Annotated in this window: 15 protein-coding genes; 14 read left to right on the top strand and 1 reads right to left on the bottom strand. The window is 72.8% G+C overall.

Annotated features, from left to right (window positions below; translation table 11 throughout):
• Positions 1-12 precede the first annotated feature (12 nt).
• From ssd to AC07FV_RS19705, 7 genes are all read left to right on the top strand, one after another.
• Positions 13-1,149: a septum site-determining protein Ssd gene (gene ssd, locus AC07FV_RS19735; RefSeq protein WP_479088696.1), complete on the top strand. Its 1,137-nt coding sequence runs from the start codon at positions 13-15 to the stop codon at positions 1,147-1,149.
• Positions 1,150-1,856: 707 nt separating this feature from the next.
• The gene (locus AC07FV_RS19730) at positions 1,857-3,026 is read left to right on the top strand and encodes a TadA family conjugal transfer-associated ATPase (protein WP_479088940.1); all 1,170 of its coding nucleotides are present in this window, start codon (positions 1,857-1,859) and stop codon (positions 3,024-3,026) included.
• Between the two features lie 11 nt (positions 3,027-3,037).
• Positions 3,038-3,913 carry a type II secretion system F family protein gene (locus AC07FV_RS19725; protein WP_479088695.1) on the top strand — a complete coding sequence of 292 codons (876 nt, stop codon included), beginning with the start codon at positions 3,038-3,040 and terminating at the stop codon, positions 3,911-3,913.
• A complete protein-coding gene (locus tag AC07FV_RS19720) occupies positions 3,910-4,710 on the top strand; it encodes a type II secretion system F family protein (protein WP_479088694.1) in 801 nt (266 codons plus the stop codon). The genes AC07FV_RS19725 and AC07FV_RS19720 overlap by 4 nt, the downstream gene beginning before the upstream one ends.
• Before the next feature lie 168 nt (positions 4,711-4,878).
• Positions 4,879-5,106, top strand: coding sequence for a DUF4244 domain-containing protein (locus AC07FV_RS19715; protein WP_479088693.1), 228 nt, complete (start codon positions 4,879-4,881; stop codon positions 5,104-5,106).
• Between the two features lie 7 nt (positions 5,107-5,113).
• Positions 5,114-5,530, top strand: a complete 417-nt coding sequence (locus tag AC07FV_RS19710) for a TadE family type IV pilus minor pilin (RefSeq protein ID WP_479088692.1) — start codon at positions 5,114-5,116, stop codon at positions 5,528-5,530.
• A 152-nt stretch (positions 5,531-5,682) separates the two neighbouring features.
• The gene (locus tag AC07FV_RS19705; RefSeq protein ID WP_479088691.1) at positions 5,683-6,069 is read left to right on the top strand and encodes an Rv3654c family TadE-like protein; all 387 of its coding nucleotides are present in this window, start codon (positions 5,683-5,685) and stop codon (positions 6,067-6,069) included.
• A 207-nt stretch (positions 6,070-6,276) separates the two neighbouring features.
• Here the strand turns inward: AC07FV_RS19705 and AC07FV_RS19700 are convergent, their stop codons facing one another.
• Positions 6,277-8,751, bottom strand: coding sequence for a DEAD/DEAH box helicase (locus tag AC07FV_RS19700; protein WP_479088690.1), 2,475 nt, complete (start codon positions 8,749-8,751; stop codon positions 6,277-6,279).
• 82 nt (positions 8,752-8,833) lie between these two features.
• Between AC07FV_RS19700 and bldG the strand changes: the two genes are divergently transcribed.
• From bldG to topA, 7 genes are all read left to right on the top strand, one after another.
• Positions 8,834-9,175 (top strand): anti-sigma factor antagonist BldG, encoded by a 342-nt coding sequence (bldG, locus tag AC07FV_RS19695; RefSeq protein WP_003975386.1) that lies wholly within the window; start codon positions 8,834-8,836, stop codon positions 9,173-9,175.
• A 106-nt stretch (positions 9,176-9,281) separates the two neighbouring features.
• The gene (locus AC07FV_RS19690) at positions 9,282-9,713 is read left to right on the top strand and encodes an ATP-binding protein (protein WP_479088689.1); all 432 of its coding nucleotides are present in this window, start codon (positions 9,282-9,284) and stop codon (positions 9,711-9,713) included.
• Positions 9,714-10,060: 347 nt separating this feature from the next.
• Positions 10,061-12,466, top strand: coding sequence for a sodium-translocating pyrophosphatase (locus tag AC07FV_RS19685; protein WP_479088688.1), 2,406 nt, complete (start codon positions 10,061-10,063; stop codon positions 12,464-12,466).
• Positions 12,467-12,651: 185 nt separating this feature from the next.
• On the top strand, positions 12,652-13,263 hold the full coding sequence (locus AC07FV_RS19680; RefSeq protein ID WP_479088687.1) for a nucleoside/nucleotide kinase family protein: 612 nt from the start codon (positions 12,652-12,654) through the stop codon (positions 13,261-13,263).
• Between the two features lie 48 nt (positions 13,264-13,311).
• Positions 13,312-14,829, top strand: coding sequence for a DUF7059 domain-containing protein (locus tag AC07FV_RS19675; protein WP_479088686.1), 1,518 nt, complete (start codon positions 13,312-13,314; stop codon positions 14,827-14,829).
• Positions 14,830-15,243: 414 nt separating this feature from the next.
• Entirely contained in the window at positions 15,244-15,441 is a 198-nt protein-coding gene (locus AC07FV_RS19670) for a hypothetical protein (RefSeq protein WP_479088685.1), read from the top strand.
• A gap of 270 nt (positions 15,442-15,711) precedes the next feature.
• A complete protein-coding gene (topA, locus tag AC07FV_RS19665; protein WP_479088684.1) occupies positions 15,712-18,561 on the top strand; it encodes a type I DNA topoisomerase in 2,850 nt (949 codons plus the stop codon).
• The last annotated feature ends 33 nt before the right edge of the window (positions 18,562-18,594 follow it).

Here is an 18,594-nt window from a genome sequence, read left to right as displayed (position 1 = left end):
GGGACGCACACCATGACCGGAACCATCACCCACGACCCGCCGCACCCCGCCGGAGGGCGGCAGAGCGGGCCACTGATCGTCACCGAGGACACCGCGCTCCTCGACGACCTGCTGCGCCTGTGCGCGGCGGCGGGCGCCACGCCGGAGGTGCACCACTCGGTGCCGACGACGCCCGCGACCGCCTCGGCGTCCGGACCATCGGGCAGCTGGGAGGCCGCGCCACTGGTCCTCGTCGGCGACGACGCCGCACGGCGCGTACGCGGAGCGGTGCGGAGGCGGGGAGTAGTCCTCGTGGGCCGTGACCAGGACGACTCGGGGGTGTGGCAGCGGGCCGTCGAGATCGGCGCCGACCACGTCCTGATGCTGCCCGACGGGGAGCAGTGGCTGGTCGACCGCATCGCCGACGTCGCCGAGGGCGTCGGAAGGCCCGCTCTCACCATCGGCGTCATCGGCGGCCGGGGCGGTGCCGGGGCGTCCACGCTGGCCTGCGCGCTCGCCGTCACCTCGGCCAGGGAGGGGCTGCGCAGCCTCCTGGTGGACGCCGATCCGCTGGGCGGCGGCCTGGACGTCCTCCTCGGCGGCGAGACGGCCGAGGGGCTGAGGTGGCCCGCGTTCGCGTCCTCACGCGGCCGGGTCGGCGGCGGCGCCCTGGAGGAGTCGCTGCCCGAGCTGCACTCGCTGCGGGTGCTGAGCTGGGACCGGGGGGACTGCGTGACGGTGCCTCCCCAGGCCGTACGGGCGGTGCTGGCCGCCGCCCGGCGCAGGGGCGGCACCGTCGTCGTCGACCTGCCGCGTCGCGTCGACGACACGGTCGCCGAGGTCCTCGCCCAGCTCGACGTGGGGCTCCTGGTCGTGCCGGCCGAACTGCGGGCCGTCGCCGCGGCCGGCCGGGTGGCCGCCACGGTCGGGATGGTCCTGCCCGACCTCCGCGTCGCGGTGCGCGGACCGTACGACTCCGGACTCGACGACCGCGAGGTGGCCGGGCTGCTCGGACTGCCCCTGGCCGGCGAGGTCCCGGTCGAACCGGGTCTCCTGCGCGCCACCGACCACAGGCGTCCTCCGGGCGCGTCCGCGCGCGGACCGCTGGCGCGCTTCTGCCGGGAGTTCTGGGAGCGGGCGCTGGTGGAGACGGGCGGTGGGACGGCATGAGGGGGTCGGCGGAGGTGCTCGGCGGAGGACGGCGCGGGGTCGGACGGAGGACCGGCGGGAGCGGTGGAAGGGAGCACGGGAGCGGTCCGGGGGAGTGCGTGTCTGGGCGGGAGGCCGGCGGGGGCGGTCCGGGGGAGTGCGGGATCGGGACCGGAATCGGGACTGGGATCGGGACCGGGACTGGGACCGGGATCGGGCGGGAGGCTGGTCGGTTCGGAGCAAGGGCGCGCGGGGTGACGGCGTTGGGGCCTGGCGGCTTGCGGCCGACGGGGGGTGGTCCGATGAGCTGCGACGGCCGGGCGGAGGGAGAGGGCCCGGGGGGTCCGGTTGCCGTACCGCCCGAGGGGCGGCCGACGACGCGCTCGGTCCCGCGGTGGGTTCCAGGGCCGGCGTCTGCCGGGGCGGGGCCGGTGCGAGCCGCGGGGGCGGTGTCCGCGGGAACGGGGCCTGGGTGGGCTGAGGGGGCGAGGTCCGGGTCGGATGTGCCGCGGGGCGGCTCGGGATCGGATGCTGGGCGGGGCGCGCATCGAGGCCTTGCATCGGTCGTCGGGCCGGGCTCGGGATCGGACGCCGACGCCGGCGCCGGCGCCGGTGCCGGGACGGACGGTGGGCGGATGGCGGGGTCAGGCTTCGCGCGGCCTCGGACATCGGCGTCCGGGCGGTCCGCGGCGGAGGCCTTCGCGAGCGGTCCGGGGCCCGCCCCGGGGATGCTCGACGGCGTGCGGCGGTGGCTCGCCGAGAGCGGGGCGGATCCTACGCCCGCACGGGTGGCGCAGGCCCTGCGTGAACAGGGGCGGGTGCTCGGGGACGCGGAGATCCTGGGCGCCGCCGAACGACTGAGGTCGGAACTCGTCGGCAGCGGGCCGCTGGAGCCGTTGCTCGCCGACCCGTCGGTGACCGACGTCCTCGTCTCCGCACCGGACCGGGTGTGGGTGGACCGGGGCGGCGGTCTGCAACTGACCACGGTCGCCTTCCCGGACGCCGGTGCGGTGCGACGGCTCGCGCAGCGCCTCGCCACGGTCGCCGGTCGCCGGCTCGACGACGCCCGCCCCTGGGTGGACGCCCGGCTGCCCGACGGCACCCGGCTGCACGCGGTTCTGCCCCCGGTCGCCGTCGGCTGCACGTGCCTGTCGCTGCGAGTCGTACGGCCGCGCGCGTTCACGCTCGACGAACTGGCGGCGGCGGGCACCGTACCGCCCGACGGTGGCCGCGTCCTGCGCGCGCTGCTGCGGGCGCGGCTGTCCTTCCTCGTCAGCGGCGGCACCGGCAGCGGCAAGACGACACTCCTGAGCGCGCTGCTCGGTCTCGTCGGCCCGGACGAACGCATCGTGCTCGCCGAGGACTCGGCGGAGCTGAGGCCCGATCATCCGCACGTCGTCGGTCTGGAGACCAGACCCGCCAACCAGGAGGCCGCGGGCCTGGTCACCCTGGAGGACCTGGTGCGGCAGGCGCTGCGCATGCGACCGGACCGGCTGGTCGTCGGCGAGGTGCGCGGCCCCGAGGTGGTCCATCTGCTGGCGGCGTTGAACACCGGTCACAGCGGTTGCGGGACGGTGCACGCCAATGCCGCCGCCGACGTACCGGCCCGGCTGGAGGCGCTCGGCACCGCCGCAGGACTCGACCGGGCGGCCCTGCACAGTCAGCTCGCGGCTGCCTTGTCGGTGGTCCTGCACCTGGTGCGGGACCGGGTGGGACGACGCCGGATCGCCGAGGTCCACGTACTGGAGCGCGACCCCTCGGGGCTCGTGCGGACGGTTCCGGCGCTGCGGTGGGCCGCGGAGGCCTTCGTGGCCGAGGACGGCTGGGAGCGGCTGCGGGAGCTGCTGCGAGGCGGCGGACTCGCGACGCGAGATCAGGGTGAGGAGGCCCGAGGGTGACGGGGACGGGGATGGGAACGGGGGGACTGTCGACCGGCGCGGCCCTGGTCTGTCTGGCCGCGGCGGCCGCGCTGGCGGGCAGCCGCCGGCATGCCGGGACGCGGCGTGCACGGCTGGTGCTCGTCGGCGACGGCGGGGCGGTCGTCGCCGGGCCGCCGTCGGTGCGCCGGATGACGAACGGGTTGCGGCGCCTTCGCGGCCGGCTGAGGCCCGAGTGGTGGTCGCTGGCGGCCGGGCTGGTGCTGGCGGCGCTGGGCGACTCCGTGCTGCCGGTCGTCGTCGGGGCGGCCGGAGTGCCGGTACTGCGGCGGACACGGCGGGCGGCAAGGGCGAGGCGGGCCAGGGAGGACCGTCGGGACGCGGTGATCGCGCTGTGCGGAGCGCTCGCCGGGGAGGTCCGTACGGGGCGGCAGCCGGGAGAGGCGCTGCTGTGCGCCGCACACGACGCCGGAGGACTCGGTGAGGCCCGGTCGGCGGTGCTGGCGGCGGCCCGCTTCGGCGGGGACGTCCCGGGGGCGCTCGCGGCGGCGGCGCGGCAACCGGGCGCCGAAGGTCTGCGAGGGCTCGCGGCGTGCTGGCGGGTCGCGGTCGACCAGGGTGCCGGACTCGCGGCCGGTCTCGACCGGCTGGAGGGCGCCCTGCGCGCCGAACGGGACCAGCGCTCCGACCTGCGGGCCCAGTTGGCCGGTGCCCGCGCCACGGCGGTGATGCTCGCGGGCCTGCCGGTCCTCGGTCTGCTGCTCGGTGTCGCCCTCGGTTCCGACCCGCTGCACGTCCTGCTGCACACGGGACCCGGGCTGGGCTGCCTGCTGGCCGGCGGAGTCCTGGAGTGCCTGGGCGTGTGGTGGGTGGCGCGCATCGTACGGGGAGCGGAGGCGACGTCGTGAACGGGGACGTCGTCCACAGGCTGGGGGCGGTGATGGGGACGGTGCTGGCCGCCGGGTGCCTCGCGCGCGGTTTCGCGACCGGCCGACGGGCGCGAGCGGTACGCAGGCGACTGGCCGGGCTGCTGGCCACCCAGCCTGCCCGCGCCGCCCCACGAGGCGCCGCGGTACTGGGCGCCGTTCGCGACTGGCTCCCGCTGATGGGCACGATGGGCGCCGGCTGGGCCCTGGTCGGAGGCGTCGCCGGCGTCTTGGTGGGCGTGGCCGGGGCGGCGGGGCTGTGGCGCTGGCGTACCCGACGGTCGGCCGGCGGTAGGGCCGAGGCGGAGACCATTGCCGCCGAGGCCGCCGGGCAACTGCCCCTGGCGGCCGACCTCCTGGCCGCCTGCATCGCGGCGGGTGCCGGACCGGTGGCCGCGGCTCAGGCGGTGGGCGACGCCCTCGGTGGGCCCGTCGGAGACGCCTTGGGGCGCGGCGCCGCCGAGGTGCGGCTGGGCGGTGAACCGGAGGGCACCTGGCGCGCGTTGGCCGCGCTGCCGGGCTCCGGAGCCCTGGCGCGGTTGCTCGAACGGGCCGACGTGTCCGGTCTGCCCGCGGCCGGTCCGGTCGCCCGGCTCGCCGCCCAGGCACGTGCCGACCAGGCCCGTGCGATGACGACCCGGGCCCGCCGCGCGGCCGTCCTGGTGACCGCGCCCGTGGGGCTGTGCTTCCTGCCTGCCTTCATCGCGGTGGGCGTACTGCCGGTGGTGATCGGACTCGCGGGCGGGGCGCTGGGCGACGGGGGAGGGGGTGGCGGCTGACGGAGCGGGACGGAGCGGGACGCGGCGGGGCCGCCGGTGAGGAGCCGGCCCTCGTGACCGACGAGCCCGCGAAGACGACTACGGATCGACGAAGAGAACTACTGACCGGCGAAGAGAACTACTGACCGGCGAAGAGAAACAACGGACCAGAACCTCACGGGGGTTGCGATGTATCAGGTGGTACGGGCAAGGCTGAGCGTCCTGATGGGCGCGGTGCGGACGACGTGGCTTCGGCGGGCCGGGCGTAGGGACGCCGGGATGGTCACTTCCGAGTACGCCATGGGGATCGTCGCGGCGGTCGCTTTCGCCGTGGTGCTCTACAAGGTGGTCACGAGCGGTGCGGTCAGCGCGGAGTTGCAGGGCATCGTGCAGCAGGCTCTCGATGCGCGGATGTGACCGGGCGGTGCGGACGGAATCACACGGCGGCTCTCGCGGCGATCCCGGCAACCGGGCTGGGGGCGGTCAGGGCGCGGGTTCCGACAAGGGGTTCGTCACGGCCGAGACGGCAGTGGTGCTTCCGGTGCTGGTGGTGTTCGCGATGGCGCTGGTCTGGGGGCTGCTGGTGGTGGCCGCACAGATCCAGTGCGTGGACGCCGCCCGCACGGGCGCCCGTGCGGCCGCTCGTCAGGACTCGGCCGACGCGGTCGTGGAGGTCACCAGAGAGGCGGCTCCGCGCGGGGCGCGGGTCACCGTCAGCCGGGAGGCGGACCGGGTGCGCGTGACCGTCGTCGCCGAACCGCCGGCCTTGAGCGGCCTGCCCTTCGAAGTGCGGGAGGAAGCGGTGGCATCGGTGGAGCAGACGATGGGAGCGGAACGGTGAAGGCCACCGCCGCGTTCCGACGGGTGACGCCCCGGAGCCCACGCCCGGCCCGAGCCCCTGGCGCCGGTCTCCGTCCCGGCTCAGCCCTAAGCTTCGGCGGGGCCCGGGCAGGGACCGCCGGGACCGCCGGGACCGACCGGGGTTCCGCCACGGTGTGGAGCGTCGGCGCCATCGCCGTTCTGTGCCTGGTGTTCGGCATCGTGCTGGCCCTGGGGCAGGCCGTCGTGGCCCGGCACCGCGCGGCCGGCGGCGCCGACATGGCCGCGCTCGCGGCGGCGGACCACTGGGCTCAGGGCGGAGCCGCGGCCTGTGCCCGGGCGGAACGGGTCGCACGGGCCCAGGCCACGCGGCTGGTGCGGTGCGTGCTCACCGGACAGGTGTCGGACGTGACGGCGGCGTCGGGCCGGGGACCGTTCACGGCGGAGGTCCGGGCAAGGGCCGGCCCGGCGTCAGAGGTGGCTGCCCCCGTCCCGAGAGCCCCGGCGACGGAGGACCCGGCTACGGAGGACCCGCCGACGGAGGAGGCGCCTACGGAGTGACCACCGACAGGGAGGCCGGAGACGTGAAGCCCGGCGGTACCGCCTGGGCCCGAACGCCAAGGAGACAGGGATGACCCGTGCGAGGGCGGGGGCGGCGGCGGTAGCCATGGTGATGACCATGGCGGGGCGGTAGCGGTGGCGGCGGCGGTGGCGCCCGCCGGTTTCGGCGGGGCGACGGTGGTGCCTACGGCCCCCCACCGGCGGGCCTCAGGGTCCAGCGTCCGCCGTTTCCGCCCGCTCCGCGCCCCGCAACAGCACCGTGAGCAGCCGTACGGCCCCGCGCTTGTGCAGCGGATCGTTGCCGTTGCCGCACTTGGGGGACTGGATGCAGGAGGGGCAGCCGGCGTCGCACTCGCAGGAGGCGATGGCCTCCCGGGTGGCCGTGAGCCAGTCGCGAGCCGTGTGGAAGGCGCGCTCGGCGAAGCCCGCGCCGCCGGGATGACCGTCGTACACGAAGACCGTGGGGAGCAGCGTGTCCGGGTGCAGGGGCACCGACACGCCGCCGATGTCCCAGCGGTCGCAGGTCGCGAACAGGGGCAGCATGCCGATCGAGGCGTGCTCGGCGGCGTGCAGGGCCCCGCCGAGGATCTCCGGGTTGATCCGGGCAGCGTCCAGCTGGTCCTCGGTGACCGTCCACCACACCGCGCGCGTGCGCAGGGTCCGGGGAGGGAGGTCGAGCTTCGTCTCGCCCAGCACTTCGCCGGTGATCAGGCGCCGGCGCAGGAAGGAGACCACTTGGTTGGTGACCTCGACGGAGCCGTAGCACAGGCGTCCGTCACCCCACGGGACCTCGGTGTCGGTCTCCAGGACGGAGATCGCCGTCGTGTCGCGGGCGACCGTGGAGTACGTCGGCGTGGCCTGTTCGACCAGGGCGACGGAGTCCTCCAGGTCGAGGGTGCGGACGAGGTACGTGCGGCCCTGGTGGAGGTGCACGGCGCCCTCGTGGACCGCCGTGTGGGCGGCGCCGGCGTCGACCGTGCCCAGCAGGCGGCCCGTCCCGGCCTCGACGACCTGGACCGGGCGGCCGCCCTCCCCGCGGATGTCTGTGAGGTCGGCGGCCCGTTCCCGGCGCGTCCAGTGCCAGGCGCGGGTCCGGCGACGCAGCAGCCTGGCCTCCTCCAGCTGGGGGAGCAGCTCCTCGCAGGCGGGCCCGAACAGGGGCAGGTCCTCCTCGGTCAGGGGCAGCTCGGCCGCCGCCGCGCACAGGTGCGGGGCGAGGACGTACGGGTTGTCGGGGTCGAGGACCGTGGACTCCACGGGCTGGTCGAACAGGGCTTCCGGGTGGTGGACGAGGAAGGTGTCCAGCGGGTCGTCGCGGGCGACCAGCACCGCGAGGGCCCCCTGCCCGGAACGGCCCGCGCGGCCGGCCTGCTGCCACAGCGACGCCCGGGTGCCCGGATAACCGGCGATCACCACGGCGTCCAGTCCGGAGATGTCCAGGCCCAGTTCGAGGGCGTTCGTCGCCGCGAGGCCGAGGAGGTCGCCGGAGTGCAGGGCGCGTTCCAGGGCGCGGCGCTCCTCGGGGAGGTAGCCGCCGCGGTACGCGGCCACCCGGCGGGTCAGCGAGCGGTCGACCTCGGCGAGACGTTCCTGGGCGATCACCGAGATCAGCTCGGCGCCGCGCCGGGAGCGTACGAAGGTGATCGACCGCAGGCCCTGCACGGTGAGGTCGGTGAGCAGGTCGGCGGCCTCGGCGGTGGCGGTGCGGCGGACCGGCGCGCCCTTCTCGCCCTCCAGCTCGGTGAGCGGCGGTTCCCACAGGGCGAACACCAGTTCACCGCGCGGTGAGGCGTCGTCGGCGACCTCGACCACCGGGAGCCCGGTAAGCCGGCGGGCGGCCACCGCGGGCTCCGCCGCGGTGGCGGAGGCGAGCAGGAACACCGGCGACGCGCCGTAGCGGGCGCACAGTCGGCGCAATCTGCGCAGCACCTGGGCGACATGCGAGCCGAAGACACCGCGGTAGGTGTGGCACTCGTCGATGACGACGTACTTCAGCGACTTCAGGAAGGAGGACCAGCGGGGGTGGGACGGCAGGATGCCGCGGTGCAGCATGTCCGGGTTGGTCAGCACGTACGTGCCGTACTGCCGGATCCACTCGCGTTCCTCGAACGGGGTGTCGCCGTCGTACACGGCGGCCCGAACGGATGTGCCCAGAGGTTGTGAAAGTTCCTTCACGGACCGGCACTGGTCGGCGGCCAGCGCCTTGGTCGGGGCCAGGTACAGGGCGGTGGCGCCACGCCCGTTCGGGGCCTCCGATCCGTCCAGCAGCGCCGACAGCACCGGCACCAGGTACGCCAGGGACTTGCCGGAGGCGGTCCCGGTGGCCACGACCACCGAGTCCCCGTCCAGGGCGTGCTCGGCCGCCGTCGCCTGGTGGGCCCAGGGGTGTTCGATGCCCGCGGCCTGCACTGCGGCGACGACCTCGGGTCGAATCCGGTCCGGCCAGACTGCATGACGGCCCGCACGCGGGGGCAAGTGCTCCGTATGAGTGATGCGCGCAGCCCGGCTCGGTCCCGCGGCGAGCCGGGCCAGGATCGTGCCTGGTTCGGGCCGGGAGCCGGGCCCGGCCGGGGATCGATCGGATCGGAGATTCTTGGCCATCGGCACCGAGTCTGTCACTGGCGTGACGGACAATGGGACCAAGGCGTCGTGCACGCCTGCCGGTAAGTGATTGAATGCCATCGCGGCTGGCGAATGTCCTGGGGGCTTTCAAGCCGAGGTGTCCCGAAGGGCGACCGCTCGATAGCAAGGTGCTGGAGGATCCGTGGACCTGTCCCTGTCGACCCGTACCGTCGGCGATCGTACGGTCGTCGAGGTCGGTGGCGAAATTGACGTATACACCGCGCCCAAGCTGCGTGAGCAGCTGGTCGAGCTCGTGAACGACGGGAGTTTCCACCTCGTCGTCGACATGGAGGGCGTGGACTTCCTCGACTCCACCGGGCTCGGCGTGCTGGTCGGCGGACTGAAGCGGGTGCGCGCCCATGAGGGCTCGCTGCGCCTGGTCTGCAACCAGGAGCGCATTCTCAAGATCTTCCGTATCACCGGCCTCACCAAGGTGTTCCCCATTCACACCTCGGTCGAGGAAGCGGTGGCGGCCACCGACTGACGACCTGTCCCGGGCCCGTGGGCCCGGGGCGACATGAGTACAAGGGGGTCCGGGCCGGCAACGGTCCGGGCCCTCGACAGCACGCCCGTAGTTCCGAGGGGGATGCATGGCCACCGTTGAACTCCGTTTCAGCGCGCTGCCCGAGCATGTCCGCACCGCCCGTCTGGTGGCGGCCGCGGTGGCACGCAGGGCCGGAGTGGACGAGGCCGTCCTCGACGAGGTCAGGCTCGCCGTCGGCGAGGCGTGCACCCGGGCCGTGGGCCTGCATCAGCACGTCGGCATCACGGCGCCGGTCAAGGTGTCGCTGATCGAGGAGGAGAAGCAGTTCTCCATCGAGGTCGGCGACGAGGCGCCGCACGCGGTGTCCGGGGCCGGGACCCCGGGTGCCGCCGGGGGCGACCCGGAGGCCGAGGAGGACGAGATGGGGCTCGCGGTGATCAGCGGACTCGTCGACGACGTCGTGGTGACGGCCGGCGAGGACGGTGGCCTGATCCGCATGACCTGGCCGACCGCGCCCGCGGTGCTGCCGCCGGTCTGACCCCTCCGCGGTCCCCGCGGCCTGGTGAGTTCACCCGAAGGGCCCTACCTCGTAGGGCCCTTCGGCATGTGCGGGCGTGGATGCCCGCGCCTACAGTGGTGCCGAGCGCGTGCTGAGTGAATTCATTCACGATCAATGGCAGGGGTAATTCGCGATCAATCGCACGGGTGATCCGTGACCGATCCCCTGGGAAAGGATCACGGCTTTAATGCCGGAAGGGCATTACTACTTCCGTGCTCCTTGTGGTTGACAAGATATTTCCTTTTGTCGTGCACTGTTTTGATCAGGTTCCGGTACCTACAATCCCGTCCACATCTTGAGCTCAGCCCAAGCGTCAAGGAGGACGAATGGCGGAGCTTTCCACCTCTCATCAGTTGGGCGAAACCTCGACTCTCGCCGCCGCCGTACTGACCGACGGGAACCGCGTCCTGGTCGCGGTGATCGCGGTCGTGGCTCTGGCGGCACTGGTCCTCGCGGCGGTCCTGGTGCGCCAGGTGCTCGCGGCGGGCGAGGGCACCGACAGCATGAAGAAGATCGCGGCGGCCGTCCAGGAAGGTGCGAACGCCTACCTGGCACGACAGCTGCGCACGCTCGGCGTATTCGCCGTCGTCGTGTTCTTTCTGCTCATGCTGCTGCCCGCGGACGACTGGAATCAACGTGCCGGGCGGTCGATCTTCTTCCTGATCGGCGCGGCGTTCTCCGCGGCCACCGGCTATATCGGCATGTGGCTCGCCGTACGCAGCAATGTGCGTGTCGCCGCGGCGGCACGGGAAGCGACGCCCGCCCCGGGCGAACCGGAAAAGGATCTCACTCTCGTCTCGCACAAGGCGACGAAGATCGCCTTTCGTACCGGTGGCGTGGTCGGCATGTTCACGGTGGGTCTCGGCCTGCTGGGCGCCTGCTGCGTGGTGCTGGTGTACGCGGCCGACGCGCCGAAGGTCCTGGAAGGGTTCGGCCTCGGCGCGGCCCTGATCGCGATGTTCATGCGGGTCGGCGGCGGCATCTTCACCAAGGCCGCCGACGTCGGCGCCGACCTGGTCGGCAAGGTCGAGCAGGGCATCCCGGAGGACGATCCGCGCAACGCCGCGACCATCGCAGACAACGTGGGCGACAACGTCGGCGACTGCGCGGGCATGGCGGCCGACCTCTTCGAGTCGTACGCCGTGACCCTGGTGGCCGCGCTGATCCTCGGCAAGGTGGCCTTCGGCGACGCGGGGCTGGCCTTCCCGCTGCTGGTGCCGGCGATCGGCGTGCTCACCGCCATGATCGGCATCTTCGCGGTGGCGCCGAGGCGGTCCGACCGCAGCGGCATGAGCGCGATCAACCGGGGCTTCTTCATCTCCGCGGTGATCTCGCTGGTGCTGGTGGCGGTGGCCGTCTTCGTCTACCTGCCCGGCAAGTACTCGGAGCTGGACGGCGTCACGGACGCGGCGATCGCGAGCCGGGACGGCGACCCGCGGATCCTCGCGCTCGTCGCGGTGGCGATCGGCATCGTGCTGGCCGCCCTCATCCAGCAGCTGACCGGCTACTTCACCGAGACCACCCGGCGCCCCGTCAAGGACATCGGCAAGACCTCGCTCACGGGGCCCGCCACCGTCGTCCTCGCCGGTATCTCGCTCGGTCTCGAATCCGCCGTCTACACGGCCCTGCTGATCGGCCTCGGCGTGTACGGGGCGTTCCTGCTCGGCGGCACCTCGATCATGCTGGCGCTGTTCGCGGTGGCGCTGGCCGGCACCGGCCTGCTCACCACGGTCGGTGTGATCGTCGCCATGGACACCTTCGGGCCGGTCTCCGACAACGCGCAGGGCATCGCCGAGATGTCCGGTGACGTCGAAGGTGCCGGCGCCCAGGTGCTCACCGACCTGGACGCGGTCGGCAACACCACCAAGGCCATCACCAAGGGCATCGCCATCGCCACCGCGGTCCTCGCGGCGGCGGCCCTCTTCGGGTCGTACCGCGACGCCATCACCACCGGCGCCGCGGACGTGGGCGAGAAACTCAGCGGCGAGGGCGCGCCGATGAGCCTGATGATGGACATCTCACAGCCCAACAACCTCGTCGGGCTCATCGCGGGCGCGGCGGTCGTCTTCCTCTTCTCCGGGCTGGCGATCAACGCGGTGTCGCGGTCGGCGGGCGCGGTGGTCCACGAGGTGCGGCGGCAGTTCCGGGAGCGGCCCGGGATCATGGACTACAGCGAGAAACCCGAGTACGGCAAGGTCGTCGACATTTGCACCAGGGACGCCCTGCGGGAACTCGCCACGCCCGGGCTGCTCGCCGTGATGGCGCCCATCTTCATCGGGTTCACGCTCGGCGTGGGTGCGCTCGGCGCGTTCCTGGCGGGTGCGATCGGCGCGGGCACGCTGATGGCGGTGTTCCTCGCCAACTCCGGTGGTTCCTGGGACAACGCCAAGAAGCTCGTCGAGGACGGCCACCACGGCGGCAAGGGCAGCGAGGCCCACGCCGCCACCGTCATCGGCGACACGGTCGGCGACCCCTTCAAGGACACCGCGGGCCCGGCCATCAACCCCCTGCTCAAGGTCATGAACCTGGTGGCGCTGCTCATCGCGCCGGCGGTCATCAAGTTCTCCTACGGCGACGACGAGAGCATGACCGTGAGAGTGCTGATCGCGGTCGTCGCCTTCGCCGTGATCGCGACGGCGGTCTACGTGTCCAAGCGGCGCGGCATCGCCATGGGTGACGAGGACGATCCCGACCCGAATCCCAAGTCGGCCGATCCGGCGGTGGTTTCGTAGCCCTCGACGCGGAGCCCCGCAGGGGGCGCAGGTCAAGAGACGGGCGGACGGCGCGTGGTGACGCGTCGTCCGCCCGTGACGTGCTCCGCACCCTTTTGACCGTGAGCCTTATCTCTCTTGGTGCAAATGGCTGCAATACCGTCATAACGGATGTTCGTCCTGCGGATGTCCCCCATCCGGCGTGTATGTTCCGGGGCCGAGAGCCATGGGAAGGGACCAATCCGGTGAACAAGAAGCTCGCGGCCGCACTGTCCGGCGGTGCGGTACTGGTACTGGCGTTGACGGGATGCGGCGGCGACGACGACAACGGCAAGCTGGACGCCTGGGCGAAGGACGTCTGCGACGCCGTGCAACCGCAGGCCAAGAAGATCGAGGCGGCCAACGCCGCGATCCAGAAGGAGACCTCGGACAACAGCACCCCGGCGGAGGTCCAGAAGACCGACGCCAAGGCGTTCCAGGACATGTCCGACGCCTACAAGGCGATGGGCGGCGCCGTCCAGAAGGCCGGGGCACCCGACGTCGAGGACGGCGAGAAGAAGCAGAAGGACGCCGTCACCGAGCTGAACGGCCTCTCCTCCTCGTACGCCTCCCTGCGCAAGCAGGTGGAGGAACTCGACACCAAGGACCAGGCGAACTTCGCCGACGGCCTCAAGGACATCGCCACCGAGCTGAACAAGCTCAGCAAGAGCGGCAGCAACGCGCTCAAGACCCTCGAGGAGGGTGAGGTCGGCCAGGCGATGGCCAAGCAGGAGAGCTGCAAGTCGGCCTCGGTGACGCCGTCGGCCGCCGCCGGCTGACCTCCGCCGCACGGGCGCGGGGCGGGGGCGCAGGGCCACAATGGGGGTGTGAGTAACGCCAGCCTGTCCCCCCTGCCCTCCGCCGACCGTCCCGACGTCACCGCCCGCCTGCGGGACGCCCTGCTCGGCGCCTCCTTCACCGCCGACGGACTGCTGGAGCTGCTCGGTGCCCCGGCCTACGCGGCGCTGTCGCGCAGCGAGACCGTGCCCGCGCTCCGGGCCACCCGCGGCGACACGCCGTTGGAACGCCTCGTACGGCTGTTCCTGCTCCAGCAACCCGTGCCCTACGCGCGCGTGGCGGACGTACTGCCCGTGGACGACTGCCTGGAGACCGGGTGGCTCGTCCGCGCGGGCGACGACGAGGTGGCGGCCACCGTGGACGTACGCCCGTACGGAGGGCCCGGCGGCGAGGACTGGTTCATCGTCTCCGACCTCGGCTGCGCGGTCGGCGGCGCCGGCGGCATCGGCAACCGCGCGGAGGGCGTCGTCCTCGGCGTCGGCGGCGCGTCGATGACGCTGGCAGGCCTGACCGTCCGCACGCCCGTCTCCGCCGCCCTGGACCTCGGCACCGGCTCCGGCATCCAGGCGCTGCACGCCTCCCGGCACGCTACGCGCGTGACGGCGACCGACGTCAACCCGCGCGCGCTGCACATCACCGCACTCACGCTCGCCCTGTCCGGTGCCCCGGCCGCCGACCTGCGGGAGGGCTCGCTCTACGAGCCGGTCGACGACGGCGACACGTACGACCTGATCGTCTCCAACCCGCCCTTCGTGATCTCCCCGGGCGCCCGGCTCACCTACCGCGACGGCGGGATGGGCGGGGACGATCTGTGCCGGTCGCTCGTTCAGCAGACGGGGGAGCGTCTGAACGAGGGCGGGTTCGCGCACTTCCTCGCCAACTGGCAGCACGAGGAGGGGGAGGACTGGACGGACCGGCTGCGCTCCTGGGTGCCGCGCGGCTGCGACGCGTGGATCGTGCAGCGCGAGGTGCAGGACGTCACGCAGTACGCCGAACTGTGGCTCAGGGACGCGGGGGACCACCGCGCCGACGCGGCCGAGTACCAGGCGCGCTACGACGCGTGGCTGGACGAGTTCGAGGCGCGCAAGGTCAAGGCGGTCGGCTTCGGGTGGATCTCGCTGCGCCGGTCCGGATCCGCGGAGCCCTCGATCACCGTCGAGGAGTGGCCGCACCCGATCGAGCAGCCGCTCGGCGAGACGGTGCGCGCGCACTTCGACCGCGTCGACTACCTGCGCGCCCACGACGACGCCGCCCTGCTGGAGGCGCACTTCACGCTGGCAGGCGAGGTGGTGCAGGAGCAGGTCGGGCTGCCCGGTGCCGAGGACCCGGAGCACGTCGTGCTGCGCCAGAACCGCGGCATGCGCCGCGCCACCCGCGTCGACACCGTCGGCGCCGGTTTCGCGGGCGTCTGCGACGGCTCCATGAGCGCCGGCCGCATCCTCGACGCCATCGCCCAGCTGGTCGGCGAGGACCCGGTGGCGCTGCGCGACCGCACGCCCGCCCAGATCCGCGTGCTGGTGGGGCAGGGCTTCCTCGAGCCGGCGTAGGCGGGACGGGCGCCCGGCGGACCTCGCCGACGGCGGGCGGCGGGCGGTGGGGCGGTGGACGGCGGCAGGCGGTGGTGGCGGCGGTCGCCGGAAGCGGCGTCCAGGGTCCCTCTCGGCCGTCGGAACCCGTGCCCCGTGCGTGGTTCCTCGGGCCTCGCCGTCCCCGGAACCGGCGTCGAGCGAGGCTCCGCGTCCACCGGAACCGGCCCGGGCGGCGGCCGCGGCCGCCGGCCGTCTTCGGCGCCGTACTGGAGATACGGGAGCTACGGGAAAACCGGGAGAACGAGCCACGGGCGGTCGCACCGCCGCCCCGTCGGCTCCTCGTTCACCTCGGGTTCGCCTGTGCGCCGCCCGCGCGTGACAGCCTCCACGAGGCTGGACACGCGCGGGCTGGAGAAAAGAGGCACGGGGACCATGGAGAGCGGGCCGGCGATCTTCGCGGGAATGGTGTTCGCCCTGTTCGGAGCCGGTCTGCTGACGTGGACGGCGACCCGGGTTCGGCACGGCCGACCCGTCGCCCACGGTGTGAGCCCCGTCGCATCGGCGGCCGTCGCGAGCGTCGCCGGAGTCATCGCGCTGGCCCTCGGGGCATGGTGCCTGACACGCCTCTGAGAGGCCGGTTCCGGACCCCGGCCGCAGCCCCGCCCAGGTAATCGGCGGGTCGCGCTCCGGATACGCGTGCCAGGGCCGGTACTCACTCCGGGCGGCAGGAACAGGGTTCGTCGGGTTACCGTTCGAGTGGCCGTTGCGGGCTTTTCCCGTTTGACACGGGGGCGGGAGGTACCGTCACACTCCGCAGCGTCACGACCGAAACGCAGCACGACCCGACCCCGGGAGCACTGCCTGGGGAGGCCCCAGCGTCGACCGGAGAGAAGAGCGAAGTTGTCCCCGACCAGCGAGACCGCGAACGGCGGCCGCCGACTCGTCATCGTCGAGTCGCCTGCCAAGGCGAAGACGATCAAGGGCTATCTCGGCCCTGGTTACGTCGTCGAGGCGAGCGTCGGGCACATCCGCGACCTTCCCAGCGGCGCCGCGGAGGTGCCGGAGAAGTACACCGGCGAGGTCCGCCGCCTCGGTGTGGACGTGGAACACGACTTCCAGCCCGTCTATGTGGTCAACGCCGACAAGAAGGCGCAGGTCAAGAAGCTCAAGGACCTGCTGAAGGACTCCGACGAACTCTTCCTCGCCACCGATGAGGACCGCGAGGGCGAGGCCATCGCGTGGCACCTCCAGGAAGTCCTCAAGCCGAAGATCCCGGTCAAGCGCATGGTGTTCCACGAGATCACCAAGGACGCGATCCGGGCCGCCGTCGCCAACCCGCGCGAGCTGAACCAGAAGCTCGTCGACGCCCAGGAGACCCGCCGCATCCTCGACCGCCTCTACGGCTACGAGGTCTCGCCGGTCCTGTGGAAGAAGGTCATGCCGAAGCTGTCGGCGGGCCGCGTCCAGTCCGTCGCCACGCGCCTGGTCGTCGAGCGGGAGCGCGAGCGCATCGCCTTCCGCTCCGCCGAGTACTGGGACCTCACGGGTACCTTCGCCACCGGCCGCGCTGGAGACGCCTCCGACCCGTCGTCGCTGGTCGCCCGCCTCCAGACGGTCGACGGCAGGCGGGTCGCCCAGGGCCGCGACTTCGACTCCCTGGGGCAGATCAAGAGCGCGAACACCCTCCACCTCGACGAGGCGAACGCCCGCGCGCTCGCCGCTGCCCTGGAGAACACGCGCTTCGCCGTCCGCTCGGTCGAGTCCAAGCCGTACCGCCGCTCGCCGTACGCCCCGTTCCGTACGACGACGCTCCAGCAGGAGGCGAGCCGCAAGCTCGGCTTCGGCGCCAAGCCGACGATGCAGATCGCCCAGAAGCTGTACGAGAACGGCTACATCACCTACATGCGTACGGACTCGACGACCCTGAGCGAGACGGCGGTCAAGGCCGCCCGCGCCCAGGTCACGCAGCTGTACGGCGCCGACTACCTGCCCGCGCAGCCGCGGACGTACGCCGGCAAGGTGAAGAACGCGCAGGAGGCGCACGAGGCGATCCGCCCCTCGGGCGACCGCTTCCGCACGCCCGCCGAGACCGGTCTCACCGGCGACCAGTTCAAGCTGTACGAGCTGATCTGGAAGCGGACCGTCGCCTCCCAGATGAAGGACGCGACCGGCAACAGCGTCACCGTGAAGATCGGCGGCACCGCCTCCGACGGCCGGGACGTCGAGTTCAGCGCGTCCGGCAAGACGATCACCTTCCACGGCTTCCTCAAGGCCTACGTCGAGGGCGCCGACGACCCGAACGCCGAGCTGGACGACCGCGAGCGCCGGCTGCCGCAGGTCTCCCAGGGCGACGCGCTGACGGCCGAGGAGATCACGGTCGACGGCCACGCCACCAAGCCCCCGGCCCGCTACACCGAGGCGTCGCTGGTCAAGGAGCTGGAAGAGCGCGAGATCGGTCGCCCGTCGACCTACGCGTCGATCATCGGCACCATCCTGGACCGCGGCTACGTCTTCAAGAAGGGCACGGCCCTCGTCCCGTCCTTCCTCTCCTTCGCCGTGGTCAACCTCCTGGAGAAGCACTTCGGGCGGCTCGTCGACTACGACTTCACCGCAAAGATGGAGGACGACCTCGACGCCATCGCGCGCGGCGAGGCCCAGGCGGTGCCGTGGCTGCGCCGCTTCTACTTCGGCGAGGGCGCGGGCGGCGGCGCCGCCGACGCCGGCAACGGCGACGGGGACCACCTCGGCGGCCTCAAGGAACTCGTCACCGACCTCGGCGCGATCGACGCGCGCGAGGTGTCCTCCTTCCCCGTCGGCAACGACATCGTGCTGCGCGTCGGGCGCTACGGCCCGTACATCGAGCGCGGCGAGAAGGACTCCGAGAACCACCAGCGCGCCGACGTCCCCGAGGACCTCGCGCCGGACGAGCTCTCCGTCGAGCTCGCGGAGGAACTGCTCGCCAAGCCGAGCGGCGACTTCGAACTGGGCACCGACCCGGCCACCGGCCACACCATCGTCGCCAAGGACGGCCGCTACGGCCCCTACGTCACCGAGGTGCTCCCCGAGGGCACCCCGAAGACCGGCAAGAACGCCGTGAAGCCGCGCACGGCCTCGCTGTTCAAGACGATGGCACTGGACACGGTCACCCTGGACGACGCCCTGAAGCTCATGTCGCTGCCGCGCGTCGTCGGCACCGACGCCGAAGGCGTCGAGATCACCGCGCAGAACGGCCGCTACGGCCCGTACCTCAAGAAGGGCACGGACTCGCGGTCCCTGACCTCAGAGGACCAGCTCTTCACCATCACGCTGGACGAGGCGCTGGCGATCTACGCCCAGCCGAAGCAGCGCGGCCGGGCCGCGGCCAAGCCGCCGCTGAAGGAGCTGGGCACCGACCCGGTCAGCGAGAAGCCCGTCGTGGTCAAGGACGGCCGCTTCGGTCCGTACGTCACCGACGGCGAGACCAACGCGACCCTGCGCTCCGGCGACAGCGTCGAGGAGATCACGCCGGAGCGCGGCTACGAGCTGCTCGCCGAGAAGCGCGCCAAGGGGCCCGCCAAGAAGACGGCGAAGAAGGCCGCCAAGAAGGCGCCCGCCAAGAAGGCCCCGGCCAAGAAGGCGGCGGCCACAAAGAAGGCGGCGGCGGCCAAGACGACGGCCGCGAAGAAGACCACGGCCAAGACCGCGGCGAAGACCACGGCGAAGAAGACGGCCACCAAGACGGCCACCGCCTCCACTTCGACCGAGGACTGAGCCTCCCCCGCGCCCCGCGCGGATCGAACGCCC

Source organism: Streptomyces sp. NPDC045956, assembly GCF_056430705.1.
This window is presented reverse-complemented; position numbering and strand designations above follow the sequence as displayed.